Origin of the sequence: Litchfieldia sinesaloumensis (assembly GCF_900156865.1) — a bacterium.
GTDB lineage: Bacteria > Bacillota > Bacilli > Bacillales > Bacillaceae_L > Ferdinandcohnia > Ferdinandcohnia sinesaloumensis.
Window position 1 is genome coordinate 2,792,737 of record NZ_LT732529.1, and the last position, 12,608, is coordinate 2,805,344.

Below are 12,608 nucleotides of genomic sequence, written 5' to 3' on the forward strand. Positions count from 1 at the left end.
ATAATTAAGATAGCAGCAATGTCCTTTATTACTCCACGTTGTGTTTTTTTACGTTTTTCAAATTAATAAGCCAGCAAGTAGCTGCTGGCTTAATTTACCGATTATTTATGCTTGCAAAAGTTTCTCTACTTGTCTCACTACATTCTCAACGGTAAAACCAAACTCTTCAATCAGTTTATCTCCATTTCCCGATGCACCGAATGTATCGACTGAAAGTACACAACCTTTATCTCCAATGTATTTATGCCAGCCCATTGATGAAGCCATTTCAATCGCAACCCTAGACTGCACATTTTCAGGTAGTACACTATTTTTATATGCCTCATCTTGTTTTTCAAAGCGGTCCCATGACGGCACACTAATCACATGAACATCAATGCCCTTATCTTTTAAAACAGATTGGGCACGCACAGCTAGTTGTACCTCTGAGCCAGTTGCTAATAGTAACGCGTCAGGTACTTCCTTTTTACCTTTACTTATGACATATGCACCTGCTTTGACTCCTTCATAGGCATGTTCTTTAGTGCCTTCAAGAGTCGGTAAGTTTTGTCTCGTTAATACGAGCGCTGTCGGTTGATCTTTACTTTCAACAGCCAGGCGCCATGCTGCAGCAACTTCATTCCCATCAGCTGGTCGAATTACAGAAAGATTAGGAATTGAACGCAAACCAGCTAACTGTTCTACCGGTTCATGAGTCGGACCATCCTCACCAACAGCAATCGAATCATGTGTAAGTACATACGTCACAGGCGCATTCATCAGTGCGGATAGTCGCATAGCAGGTTTTAGATAGTCACTGAATACGAAGAAGGTTCCACCGAATGCTTTAACACCACCATGAAGAGCCATCCCATTTAATGCTGCCCCCATCGCAAATTCACGGACACCAAACCAAATATTTCTTCCAGCAAAATTGTTTGGGGTAAAATCCTCTTCACTAGTAATTGTCGTTTTGTTAGAGCCTGCTAAGTCTGCACTTCCGCCAATAAAGGTTGGAACAGCTTTTGCGATTTCATTTAAGACTTTTCCTGAAGACGCACGAGTCGCAAGTGTATCAATACCTGGTGTGAATACCGGAAGGCTTTGCTCCCATTCGTCTGGGAGCTCCCCTATGATTGCTACTTCTAGCTCAGTTGCAGCATCAATGTTTTCCCCTTTATACTCTTTAAACAATTCATTCCACTTTTGTTCTGCGGCTTTACCTGGTTCAACAATCTTATCAGCAAAGTCTTGATAAACTTCCGCTGGAATAACAAATTCCTCGTAATCCCACTGATAGGATTGTTTTACTAATTGAATCTCGTCCTTCCCAAGCGGTGCACCATGAGCGTCCGAAGAGCCTGCTTTATTTGGTGAACCGTACCCAATGACGGTTTTTATTTCAATTAAGGTTGGTTGATTTGTATTCTCTTTTGCTTGTTTAATTGCATCGCGAATCTCATCTAAATTGTTACCATCCTCAACTCGCAATACCTGCCAGCCATAAGCCTTAAATCGCTCTTCTGTGTTGTCAGAGAAGGAGCGGTTCAAGTCCCCATCTAACGAAATATCATTGGAATCATATAAAACAATTAATTTGCCCAGTTTTAAATGACCTGCCAAGGATGCCGCTTCATGTGAGATTCCCTCCATGAGGTCGCCGTCACCAACAAGCGCATATGTATAATGGTCAATAATTGAAAACTTATCTTTATTGTATTTTGCTGCTAAAAAGCGTTCTGCCATTGCCATCCCTACAGACATCGCAATGCCCTGTCCCAATGGTCCAGTTGTTGCTTCAACTCCATCCGTATGATGGACTTCTGGATGGCCAGGTGTCTTCGAGCCAAATTGACGGAAGTTTTTCAAGTCATCAATGGATACATTGTAGCCTGAGAGATGTAAAAGGCTATATAAAAGTGCAGAGCCATGGCCAGCAGATAGAATAAAGCGGTCACGATCAAACCACTTTGAATTTTTGGGATTATGCTTTAAGAAGTCTGTCCATACGACATATGCCATTGGTGCTGCACCCATTGGCAAGCCTGGGTGTCCAGAGTTTGCTTTTTCAATCATATCAATCGATAATGTACGAATGGCATTTATGGATAATTGATCAACTGAAACTACACTTACCATTTCTTTTCCCCCTTTTACAAATCGAAAAGCAACTGAATTCTATCAATTGCTTTCCATTAAATACTTATGTTTACTACATTAAGAGTTTGTTATTAGTACCCTCATCTTTTTGTATTCTTCTTCATTTATCAAATGTACAGTCTCGGTACATCGTAAATTTTTATCGTTTCCATTTATCATAATGGAATGGGTAGTGATTTTATTTTGTTCTCGTTTGATGCCATTTAGAAGCATATTACTAGTAATACCAGTTGCAATAAATGCACAATCATTGGTTGCCACTAAGTTGTCGTGTGATAAGGGTTTATTCACATCTTGAATTCCCATGCTTCTGCATCGTTCAAACTCTTCCTCTGTTCTTGGAAGAAGTCTAGCCTGCATGTCTCCGCCTAGACTTTTAATACCTACAGCCGCTAAGACACCTTCAGGGGCACCTCCAATTCCAATAAACAAATCAGCCTGTATAGATTCAATACAAGTTGAAATGGCAGGAATTACATCGCCATCCTCAAACAAATATGTTTTTGCACCTAGTTCACGCACCGTATCTATCCAATGCTGATGTCTCTCACGGTCCTGGATAAGCACAGTCAGTTCATGAATGTCCTTCCCCGTAGCATTTGCAACCGCATACAAATTTTCCTCAAGGGAGGCTGTAATATCAATTTTGCCAGCAGCCTTCGGACCTGTAGCAATTTTTTCCATGTACATATCTGGTGCATGTAGTAATGTGCCTTTGGGTGCTGCTGCGATAACGGCGATTGCGTCATTTTGTCCTTTCGATGTTGACGTAGTTCCATCTATCGGATCTACTGCAATATCAATTTGTTTCCCTGTACCAGTTCCGACTTTTTCTCCAATATATAACATTGGCGCTTCATCGATTTCCCCTTCACCGATTACTACAATGCCATCCATTTCGACCTGACTAAGCATCGCCCTCATGGAGTTCGTTGCAGCTCTATCAGCCTCCACCTTGTTGCCGCTTCCAACCCATGGTAGCGATGCAATCGCAGCAGATTCAGTTACACGTAAGAAATCATAGATTAATTGATTCATTGGAGATCACTCCTTATCAAATGCTTTACGACCGAATAATCGATTAGCTACAAGAATTCGCAGATATTTCTTTACTGATCTCAGTGAAAAATTCTTTTTCTTTTTCAACGATTTTGTCGACTTTTGCCTGAGAACCACCAGCCCATTGAGATTCTAGGTAAGCCGCAACAACCTTTTTCGTTGCTTCTGGACCTAAAATTTGAGAGCCAATTGTAATAATTTGTGCATCATTACTTAATTGAGCTCTTTCAGCTGAATATACATCATGCGTAAGTGCTGCACGAATTCCCGGATATTTATTTGCTGCAATACACATTCCGATACCCGTACCACATAGTAATATTCCACGTGTTACTTCACCATTGCTTACACCAGCAGATACCTTGAAAGCAACATCTGGATAATCGATTGCGTCCTTTGAATAACATCCATAATCCTCTACCTCATGACCTAGCTCCTGAACGAAGCTTTTTACAAGTTCTTTTAATTCAAAAGCATTGTGATCGCACCCAATACCAATTTTCATTTTCGAATCCCCTTTCGTTTGTTCACATGAAGTTAATGTTTCGTTATTACTATACTATTATTCTATTACATTCATTTTCTTTTATCAATATTTATTTTCGTTTATTTTTGTTTTGTTTAAAAACAAAATACCGCTAATATATTAAACAAACCCCTTGCCATCCTTGTAAATATTGATTAAACTTTAAATATAATTATATTTAGCGTTCCTTACTATTTTACTTTTTAATTCTTTTTATTTTTATTTGCGTTCAAAATGAGGGGGAAATATGAATAAATTATTTGCTACTGAAAGAAGACAATTAATATTAAATATACTTGAAGAAAAAAAACGAGTAACGGTTAAGGATTTAGCAAAGGATGTAAACGTTTCCGAAGCTACCTTACGAACTGACCTCAACGTGTTAGAGGAAGAAGGATTATTGACACGAACTCATGGTGGCGCTGTTTTAAATGAAGATTTAACATCTTCAAAGGTAAGCTTTTCTGAGCGCGAAAAGAAGAATCCTGACTCTAAAAACATTATTGCTCAAAAGGCAATTGATCTTATTAATCAGAAGGACTGTATCGTCCTTGATGCAAGTACCACTGCACTTGCATTAGCTAGAAAAATTAGAGAATCTCATCTAAATATTACAGTTGTTACCAATGGAATCTCTGCAGCTATCGAGTTGAAAGAAAACCCTGGTATCAATGTCATATTAGTCGGCGGAATGGCTCGTATGGGCTCAATGGCACTTGAAGGCTTACTTGGCACGAATGTGTTAAATAAAATCAATATTGACACGATGTTTACATCTGCAAGAGGCTTTACGATTGATGAAGGACTAACCGATTTTAATGTGTATGAGGTTGAGTTGAAGAGAGTCATGGCTGATAAAGCTGATAAAATTGTTGCCCTATTAGACCATTCAAAAATTGGCTCTAGCTCTATTGCCACTTTTGCAACGAGTGATCAGATTGACACGATTATCTCCGATCAAGATTTAGATCTTGAATTTCAGATAGAGCTAACAAAACGAAACATATCTATTTTATAAATAGAAAGTATTAGCCTAGCTACTAAGCCCCCATTTGAAAGAAAATGAAAGGGGCAAGGTTGCTTGTGCTAAACACAGCACGCAAAAGGGATACTCAAGTGAGTATCCCTTTTTTATTCGCTTATATGTTTTTCTAGCTCTTTTAGAAGAATTGTAAATGTCTCCATATTCCATGCCGTCCGACCTACGAATAAGCCATTGACATCCTTCTGATCAATATACGGTAGGAAATTATCAAGATTCACACTACCCCCGTACAGTAATGGAATTTCATGCCCAATATTGGGGTACATTTCTATTAATGTACGACGTAAGAAGGTATGTATTTCACCTACATATTCTGCATCTGCTGGTATTCCGTTTTCCCCAATCGCCCAAACAGGCTCATATGCAACAAGAACCTGTTTAACCTGATCACCTGAAAGACCTTTTAGACATACTTTAAGCTGTGCAGCAAGAACTTCTTGTGAAATCTCATTATTCTTTTGATCAATATTTTCACCAATACAAACTAAAGGTTTCATGCCATATTTTAATGCAGCACGTACCTTTTTATTTATTTCAGCATCAGTTTCATTATAGTATTGTCTTCGCTCTGAATGACCAAGTTCAACTAAATCCAAACCAATCTCATCAAGCATTTTGGGAGAAATTTCGCCAGTATAAGCTCCTGTATCCTCCCAGTGCATATTTTGTGCACCTAGCTTGATTCTTGAATCAGAGACTTCCTTCTTAATATCCACTAATGCGGTATGAGAAGGAATGATAAATAACTCAATAGTCGAGGTAAGTTCGTTAGCAATTTGCTTAAGTTCCTTTGTGTAGGAAATACCTTCTGCGATTGTTTTGGTCATTTTCCAATTCGTACCGACCCAAATCTTACTCATTGTCTCCGCCTTCAACCCATTCCTTCATTGATCTAAAGATAATTGAAACAGTGGTTGCGCCCGCATCCTGATGCCCTACTGCTCTTTCACCTAGAGATTTAGCTCGACCAAATTTCGCAATATAGTCCTTTGAGGCTTCCACGCCTTCTAAAGCAGCAAGCTCAGCTTTACGAAGACCTTCTACGAAACTATCGTTGTTTGCTGCACTTGCTTTTAAAGCTTCCACTGCAGGTTGGAAAGCATCAATCATTGTCTTGTCCCCAAGTTCAGCTTTACCACGTGTTTTAATGGCTACTAAAGCCTTTTCAAAAATTTCGGCAAGTAAAGGCAAATCTAGTGTTTCTTTTGCATCTAGACCTTTAATCCCACCAACAAACATGGTTCCGAAAATAACACCAGATGCCCCTCCCATTGAGGAAATCATCGACATCCCGATTGTTTTAAAAACATCATTTACTGTTGAAATATCATTTACTTTTAAATTTTCATCCGCTTTTGTAAAACCAACTGACATCCCGATCCCATGGTCACCGTCACCGATTGCACTATCAATCTTCGTTAGTAAAGGCTTGCTCTCTACTACTTTCTCTCCCACATACAAAAACATATCTTTTACTTGGTTTGCTGTTAAGCTATTTACAATTTGTGTAGACATTATTTTACTCCTCCTTTAACCTTCTCTGCTTTGTTATAGTATGGTGAGTTCGCTGGAGCATTATATAATTCTTTTAATTCATCATCTAGTTTTAAGAATGTAATAGAAAATCCGCCCATCTCTTGCGTTGTGCAATAGCTATTTACGTCCATATCATATATTTTAATACCTTTTTCTTCTAGAACTTGAGCAACTCTACGATTTACAATTAATAATTCTAATAATGTAGTAGAACCTAAACCGTTTACATAAACAGCTACCTCATCACCTGTTTGAATCTTACTTTCTTCTAATAACTTATCTAGCAGTTCATCTGTTAGCGGATCTGCAGGCATTAGTTTTGTGCGTTTCATACCAGGTTCACCGTGAATACCCATTCCAAGCTCAATTTCATCTTCACCAAGTTCAAATGGAGGTTCTGTTTCACCAGGTATCGAACCTGGAGCTGTTGCTACACCGATAGAGAATGTTTGGTCAGTTGCCTTTTGTGTTACACGTGTTACCTCTTCTAAATTCCATCCTTTTTCAGAAGCTGCACCTGCAATTTTTATAACAAATACGTCACCCGCAATGCCTCTACGGTCCTCTTTGCGCTCTTCTGGAGCTGATGCTACGTCATCGGCTACCAAAACAGTTCGCGTTTGAATGTCTTCGAAATCTAATAATTCGGCTGCCATATCAAAATTAAGTACATCACCAGCATAATTACCATAAACGAATAATACGCCTTTGCCTTGATCAACCGCTTTTGCAACATCTTGGACTGTGTTTGGAGTTGGAGCTGCGAATACGTTTCCAATTGCGACACCGTCAGCGAGGCCTTCTCCTACGAAGCCAAGGAATAATGGTTCATGTCCACTTCCACCACCCGTTACGATGGCAACTTTGTCTTTCATGTCTTTACGGATGATGCCGTTTACATTTTCTACTTTTATAAGTGAATCATTATATGCATACATAAACCCTTCGATAGCTTCTTGTACAACTTGACTAGGATTGTTAATTATCTTTTTCACTTGTTGTCCCCCCTGTTTTTGAAAATCGAATATAAATTACGGAAGTGTTTTATTTATTTTTATTTACTTTCATTTACTATTTTAATCTTTTATTTCAGTGCTGTCAATTTACAATTTTTATATTCTTCTGCAAAAAAGAGATTAATAGAAAGGGAGCACCAAATAGTCAATTAGTTGACTGATTAGGTACCCCCTCCTTTGATTTCGTATTATTTGTAGCCGTTATTGATTAGTTTAATACCAAGTTTAAGTGCTTCTTCGAATGCACTAGGATCTACAATGTTTTTACCTGCGATGTCAAATGCAGTACCGTGTGCTGGGGTTGTGATTACGATTGGTAAACCACCACTAATTGTAACACCTTTATTGAATCCTAATGTTTTCATTCCGATTTGTGCTTGGTCGTGGTACATACCAAGTAAGCAATTGTAGTTATCCTTCTTCAAACGGAGGAAAATAGTATCTGCCGGGAATGGTCCGTGTGCATTTACTCCTTGACTCTTCGCTTCTTCAACTGCAGGAGAAATGATTTCATTTTCCTCATCTCCCAATAGTCCGTTATCGCCAGCATGCGGGTTTAGACCAGCAATTGCAATCTTAGGCTCAATACCTGCTTTCGAAACAATCTTGTCTGCAAAGAGAATACTATTCAATACATTCTCTTTCGTAATATTTTCTGCAACTTCTTTCAGTGGAATATGGGAGGTAACACGCGTAAACCAAACACCGTCCATCACATTTACTTCCATGAACCCTGATTCAAGACCAAATACAGAAGCGACTAAATGGATATCATCTTTAAATGCATAACCACCTTGATAAAGTGCGCTCTTGTTCATCGGTCCGTATGATAAACCATCAATTTTTTCTTTTTTCGCTAATTCTAATGCGTATACTAAATTATCTCCAGCAGCCTTACCTGACTTCTCACTCAATACGCCCATTTCGATTTCAGCAGGATCTGTATTTTTTGTATCAATTAACCAAATTGAAGCTTCTTCTGGATTGACGTCTTCGATATCTTCTACTTTTTGATAATTTAACTCAAGACCCGCTGTGCTTGCACCACGATTAAAAATACGCTCGTCACCGATTAATACCCAAGTCGCTGATTCTACGATTTCATTATTTGCTAATGATTTTGCAACGACCTCTGGTCCAACTCCTGCAGCATCCCCATATATTAATCCAATTGTTGGTTTAGTCATGTTAATTCCTCCTATAGTAAGTAAATTCTAGTTAACTTAAAATATTTAATAAAATAGTTACTGTAATAATACTAATGAACGTGTTGAAGATAGTTGCGACAGATACAAACTTTGGTTGGATGTTAAATTCCAGAGAATATAATGTTACATTTACCGCTGTTGGCATTGCCGCAAGGGTTATAATGACGTTTCGGTAGATTGGTTCAACCGGTAGCAGCATGGTAATAACCAGAGCCACCAACGGTGAAACGATCAACCTCATTGATGTGACATAGGAAATTTGTTTCCAATTCAAAACTTCCATTTTTAAATTTGCTAGCTGCATCCCCAACAGGAGCATAATAATTGGAATTGCTCCATTTGCTAAAAGGTCAACAATTGAGTAAATATTCTCAGGTAAAATCGGAAAGTTCCTAAATAGAAAAGCAAATAGGACAGCATAGATGGCAGGTAACTTAAATATGTTTTTAAAGCCCTGTAGTAGACTTTCCTTGCTCCTTGTTGCGTAATAGATTCCAACTGTATTAAATAAAATCAATTGGATGACATAAAATGAAATAGCAATATGGAACGCTTCTTCTCCAAACACAAATAACACAATCGGCGTTCCATAATTTCCTGCATTCATAAATACAGTTGACAGGATAAATGCACTCTCTGTATCAGCATCTAATTTGCGAAACTTAACCACAAGCTTATCAATCGTAATAGTAATAATCATCAGCAATAACACAATGAAAACCATCATGATGTACTGCTGCTCAATCTTTGTTTCAAGTAATGATCGAAACACAAGGCACGGAATTAACACATATACCGTAACGGTTGATAACGGTTTAACATCCAAGCCTTTTGCTTTTTGTAGAATAAAACCAATAAAAAACACTGTAAATACTGGTAGCATAGCTCCAATAATAATACTCATCTAGTGAAAACCTTCTATCAAATTTACTTATGCTTGAATGCTAGCTTTTTCAGCTTTGCGTTTTTTCACATAATCATTAATCATTGGATAGAACAACATTAATGCTGAAATGATTAATAGTACTAAACTAATTGGTCTTGTAAAGAAGATTGTGAAATCACCATCTGCCATTTGAATGGAACGTCGGAATTCACTCTCTGTTAGAGGGCCTAACACAACCCCTAAAATGATTGTTGCAAGTGGAAACTTGTATTTTTCAAGAATATAACCAATAATCGCAAACCCTACCATTATAAGTATATCAATGTAATTGTTTCGTACTGTGTATGTACCAATCACACAGAATACAACAACAAGAGGACCTAATACATAGTAAGGAATATTTACTACCTTTTTGAAGATCTTAATAAACGGTTTTGAAACTAGAAGCATTGCAATATTTGCTAATAATAGACCTGCAAAGATGGTATACATTAAATTTGGTTCTGTTTTAAATAACATTGGACCTGGCTGCATTCCGTGAAGAACGAAAGCCCCTAATAAAACGGCAGCTGTTGCTCCACCAGGAATCCCTAATGAAAGTAGTGGTACTAAAGTTCCCATTGCTGCAGCGTTATTCGCTGTTTCTGATGCCGCAATCCCTTTTGGGTTTCCTTTACCGTAAGAATCTTTTTCCTTATCCTTTGACCATCTTACTGTTTCACTGTAGCTTAGCATCGAAGCGGTTGTTGCCCCAACACCTGGTAATATCCCAATGAAAACCCCGATGAGGTTTGAGCGAGCAATTGTTCCTTGAATTTTCTTAAAGATTTCTTTTTCAAAGATTTTTGTTTTTACATTTGTAATAGCTTCTTGGACAACATGGCTATCCTTTGACTTCTTTAAGAATTCAGATAAAGCAAAAAGGCCAATGATTACAGGAATTAAATTAATACCTGATGATAGAGAAGCTGCTCCAAACGTATAGCGCAGGGTACCAGTTAATGGATCCATTCCGATTACTGAAATCATTAATCCGAAGAATACCCCTATCAATCCTTTTGTTAATTCCTTACCACTTAGTGAAGCAACAACGGTTAGACCCATTACTGCTAAAGCGAAATATTCAGGAGAAGAAAAGGATAATGCCACTTGTGCTAATGCAGGTGTGATAAAAATTAAACATAACGTACCAAATACTCCACCAATAACTGAGCACAAAATTGCAATTCCTAATGCACGTCCTGGATTGCCTTGCTGTGCCATGGGATATCCATCAAAGGTGGTTACAACTGCTTCCGGAGTACCGGGTGTTCGAAGTAAAATCGCACTAATGGCTCCAGAAAATGCGGTAATCGCATAAATACCAGTCAATAGAATAAAGGCTGCTTCAGGTTCTAAGGCATACGTTACAGGAAGCATGATAACAACTAACATGGTTCCACTAACCCCTGGAATTGCTCCACCGATATAGCCGATTGCAATTGCAGCTAATAGCATTGCAATATTCATAGGATCCGTAACTATCGTAAGTAAACCATTCATTAAATATTCAAGCATCTATTATCCCCCCTTATTAATAGAATAGATAACTAAGTTCTCTGAAGATCCCTGTTCCTCGAGGTAACGGAATTTGTAATAACACTGAGAATAAAACAACGAATACAACGGTTGTTATAATTGAAAAGATAATTGTACCAACTTGTTTTTTTGCCCCAAGTAAAAAGGATATTCCGTATAGGAATAGAATGGTAGAAATGATAAATCCGACAAAATTGAGTAAAACTACATATATAATGACAGTGACTAATGAAAGCATAGGAATTGAAAGGTTAAATACCTTTCTACCAGGTTCCTCTTTTTCAATAGTTTCTGTAGCTTTCGATATTTTAGATTTAACAAACGTTTTGATGATGCCATAGGCTCCCATAATCAACATTAATGTTAATAAAATATACGGCCATGACCTTGGACCAACTGCAAAGGATGCGTTTGTAATTTTGATTGTTGGTGTCACACTTAAGAAAAAACCAGCAAATAGAATTACAATACTATAAAATATATAGTCCTTCTTAACATTACTCATCTTAATTCACTCCCTACTACAGAAGATTAAAGCAAGAGGCAAAGCCTCCTGCTTCGCTTGTCTTATTTTTGAAGTTCTTCCATTACCACTTTGTACTTCTCAATTAATTCTTCAGTGCGCTTTGTAAAGTCCTCAGAATTCAACCAACCTTCACGTAGGTGTAAAAAGCTATCTTCCTCGTACTGTTGATATTCTTCTGAATCATACGCCTTTTTCATTGCTTCTTCTAAGATCTTAATGATTTCTTCGTCAGTTCCTTTTTTAACATAGAAACCACGTTCGTTACCATCTGCTAATTCCCAACCATTTTCAAAAGTTGTTGGTAGATCTGGGAATTGTTCTAATCTTTCTTCAGCAAATACAACAAGTGGCTTAATTGACTCATCTTCGTATAATGCTTTTGTTGGACCAAATTCATCGACCATTGCATCTAAGTGACCACCAATTACACCAGCGTGCATTTCTCCAGAACCTTGCATTGGTACGAAGCTTAACTCAACCTCTGCTGCTTGACCAAGTTGGAATACAGTAATTTCATCCATACCCATTGATCCTGTACCACCAACTGTTATTTTTCCAGGGTTATCCTTTGCTGCTTGAATAAAGTCCTCAATGCTGTCATATTTCTTAGGGTCTACCCATAATGCATACGTATCAGCTTGGAAACGTGCGATTGGAACAAAGTCATCTAATCCATGTTCATTTGTTCCAGCTGCAGTCGTAATTGGGAATGCAGCATCACCTACTAATGTATAACCATCCGCAGGAGCATTGAACGCATTTTTAGCTGCGATAACACCAGCTCCACCTTCTTGGTTGATTACATTGATGTTAACATCAAGAAGCTCTTCAAGTTGTTTTGTTACTGCTCTTGTAAATAAATCAGTACCACCACCAGCACCATGTCCTACAAGCACTTCAATATTTTTTGTTGGATAATCAACAGTCTTTTTATCGCCATCACCACTTGATGAAGAACCATTTGATTCCTCTGAACCTCCGCCGCATGCAGCTAAAAGCATTGTAAGACCAATTAATAATATTGCTATAAAATTAAACTTTCTTTTCATCTCGTTTGTCCCCCTTTATTTGGTATACATTTTCTCAAGG

General features: G+C 38.0%; 12 protein-coding genes. 1 reads left to right on the forward strand and 11 read right to left on the reverse strand.

Features of this window, described 5'->3' with window-relative positions; translation table 11 throughout:
• Positions 1–105: 105 nt before the first annotated feature.
• From tkt to rpiB, 3 genes are all read right to left on the reverse strand, one after another.
• Positions 106–2,118 (reverse strand): transketolase, encoded by a 2,013-nt coding sequence (gene tkt / locus CZ490_RS13755; RefSeq protein ID WP_077619421.1) that lies wholly within the window; start codon positions 2,116–2,118, stop codon positions 106–108.
• A 78-nt stretch (positions 2,119–2,196) separates the two neighbouring features.
• The gene (gene glpX, locus CZ490_RS13760; RefSeq protein ID WP_077619422.1) at positions 2,197–3,177 is read right to left on the reverse strand and encodes a class II fructose-bisphosphatase; all 981 of its coding nucleotides are present in this window, start codon (positions 3,175–3,177) and stop codon (positions 2,197–2,199) included.
• A 43-nt stretch (positions 3,178–3,220) separates the two neighbouring features.
• Complete coding sequence (gene rpiB, locus CZ490_RS13765) at positions 3,221–3,703, reverse strand: ribose 5-phosphate isomerase B (RefSeq protein WP_077619423.1); 483 nt, start codon at positions 3,701–3,703, stop codon at positions 3,221–3,223.
• A gap of 268 nt (positions 3,704–3,971) precedes the next feature.
• On the opposite strand from rpiB, the gene CZ490_RS13770 reads away from it, so the two are divergent.
• Positions 3,972–4,742, forward strand: coding sequence for a DeoR/GlpR family DNA-binding transcription regulator (locus CZ490_RS13770; protein ID WP_077619424.1), 771 nt, complete (start codon positions 3,972–3,974; stop codon positions 4,740–4,742).
• Positions 4,743–4,855: 113 nt separating this feature from the next.
• On the opposite strand, the gene CZ490_RS13775 is transcribed toward CZ490_RS13770, so the two are convergent.
• The 8 genes from CZ490_RS13775 to CZ490_RS13805 form a co-directional block, all read right to left on the reverse strand.
• Positions 4,856–5,629 (reverse strand): triose-phosphate isomerase, encoded by a 774-nt coding sequence (locus CZ490_RS13775; protein ID WP_077619425.1) that lies wholly within the window; start codon positions 5,627–5,629, stop codon positions 4,856–4,858.
• Positions 5,622–6,284, reverse strand: a complete 663-nt coding sequence (gene dhaL / locus CZ490_RS22525; RefSeq protein ID WP_200801585.1) for a dihydroxyacetone kinase subunit DhaL — start codon at positions 6,282–6,284, stop codon at positions 5,622–5,624. The genes CZ490_RS13775 and dhaL overlap by 8 nt, the downstream gene beginning before the upstream one ends.
• Positions 6,284–7,300 carry a dihydroxyacetone kinase subunit DhaK gene (locus CZ490_RS22530; protein ID WP_200801586.1) on the reverse strand — a complete coding sequence of 339 codons (1,017 nt, stop codon included), beginning with the start codon at positions 7,298–7,300 and terminating at the stop codon, positions 6,284–6,286. The genes dhaL and CZ490_RS22530 overlap by 1 nt, the downstream gene beginning before the upstream one ends.
• A gap of 209 nt (positions 7,301–7,509) precedes the next feature.
• The gene (locus CZ490_RS13785) at positions 7,510–8,508 is read right to left on the reverse strand and encodes a PdxA family dehydrogenase (RefSeq protein WP_077619426.1); all 999 of its coding nucleotides are present in this window, start codon (positions 8,506–8,508) and stop codon (positions 7,510–7,512) included.
• 31 nt (positions 8,509–8,539) lie between these two features.
• Positions 8,540–9,433, reverse strand: a complete 894-nt coding sequence (locus CZ490_RS13790) for an AEC family transporter (RefSeq protein ID WP_077619427.1) — start codon at positions 9,431–9,433, stop codon at positions 8,540–8,542.
• 27 nt (positions 9,434–9,460) lie between these two features.
• Entirely contained in the window at positions 9,461–10,972 is a 1,512-nt protein-coding gene (locus tag CZ490_RS13795; RefSeq protein WP_077619428.1) for a tripartite tricarboxylate transporter permease, read from the reverse strand.
• 16 nt (positions 10,973–10,988) lie between these two features.
• Complete coding sequence (locus CZ490_RS13800) at positions 10,989–11,498, reverse strand: tripartite tricarboxylate transporter TctB family protein (RefSeq protein ID WP_077619429.1); 510 nt, start codon at positions 11,496–11,498, stop codon at positions 10,989–10,991.
• Positions 11,499–11,560: 62 nt separating this feature from the next.
• Positions 11,561–12,568, reverse strand: a complete 1,008-nt coding sequence (locus CZ490_RS13805; protein WP_077619430.1) for a tripartite tricarboxylate transporter substrate binding protein — start codon at positions 12,566–12,568, stop codon at positions 11,561–11,563.
• Positions 12,569–12,608: the final 40 nt, after the last annotated feature.

Excerpts from the sequence above, each read along its gene's own strand:
- tkt (WP_077619421.1), bottom strand. The coding sequence starts at position 2,118 with ATGGTAAGTGTAGTTTCAGTTGATCAATTATCCATAAATGCCATTCGT.
- glpX (WP_077619422.1), bottom strand. The coding sequence starts at position 3,177 with ATGAATCAATTAATCTATGATTTCTTACGTGTAACTGAATCTGCTGCG.
- rpiB (WP_077619423.1), bottom strand. The coding sequence starts at position 3,703 with ATGAAAATTGGTATTGGGTGCGATCACAATGCTTTTGAATTAAAAGAA.
- CZ490_RS13770 (WP_077619424.1), top strand. The coding sequence starts at position 3,972 with ATGAATAAATTATTTGCTACTGAAAGAAGACAATTAATATTAAATATA.
- CZ490_RS13775 (WP_077619425.1), bottom strand. The coding sequence starts at position 5,629 with ATGAGTAAGATTTGGGTCGGTACGAATTGGAAAATGACCAAAACAATC.
- dhaL (WP_200801585.1), bottom strand. The coding sequence starts at position 6,284 with ATGTCTACACAAATTGTAAATAGCTTAACAGCAAACCAAGTAAAAGAT.
- CZ490_RS13785 (WP_077619426.1), bottom strand. The coding sequence starts at position 8,508 with ATGACTAAACCAACAATTGGATTAATATATGGGGATGCTGCAGGAGTT.
- CZ490_RS13790 (WP_077619427.1), bottom strand. The coding sequence starts at position 9,433 with ATGAGTATTATTATTGGAGCTATGCTACCAGTATTTACAGTGTTTTTT.
- CZ490_RS13795 (WP_077619428.1), bottom strand. The coding sequence starts at position 10,972 with ATGCTTGAATATTTAATGAATGGTTTACTTACGATAGTTACGGATCCT.
- CZ490_RS13800 (WP_077619429.1), bottom strand. The coding sequence starts at position 11,498 with ATGAGTAATGTTAAGAAGGACTATATATTTTATAGTATTGTAATTCTA.
- CZ490_RS13805 (WP_077619430.1), bottom strand. The coding sequence starts at position 12,568 with ATGAAAAGAAAGTTTAATTTTATAGCAATATTATTAATTGGTCTTACA.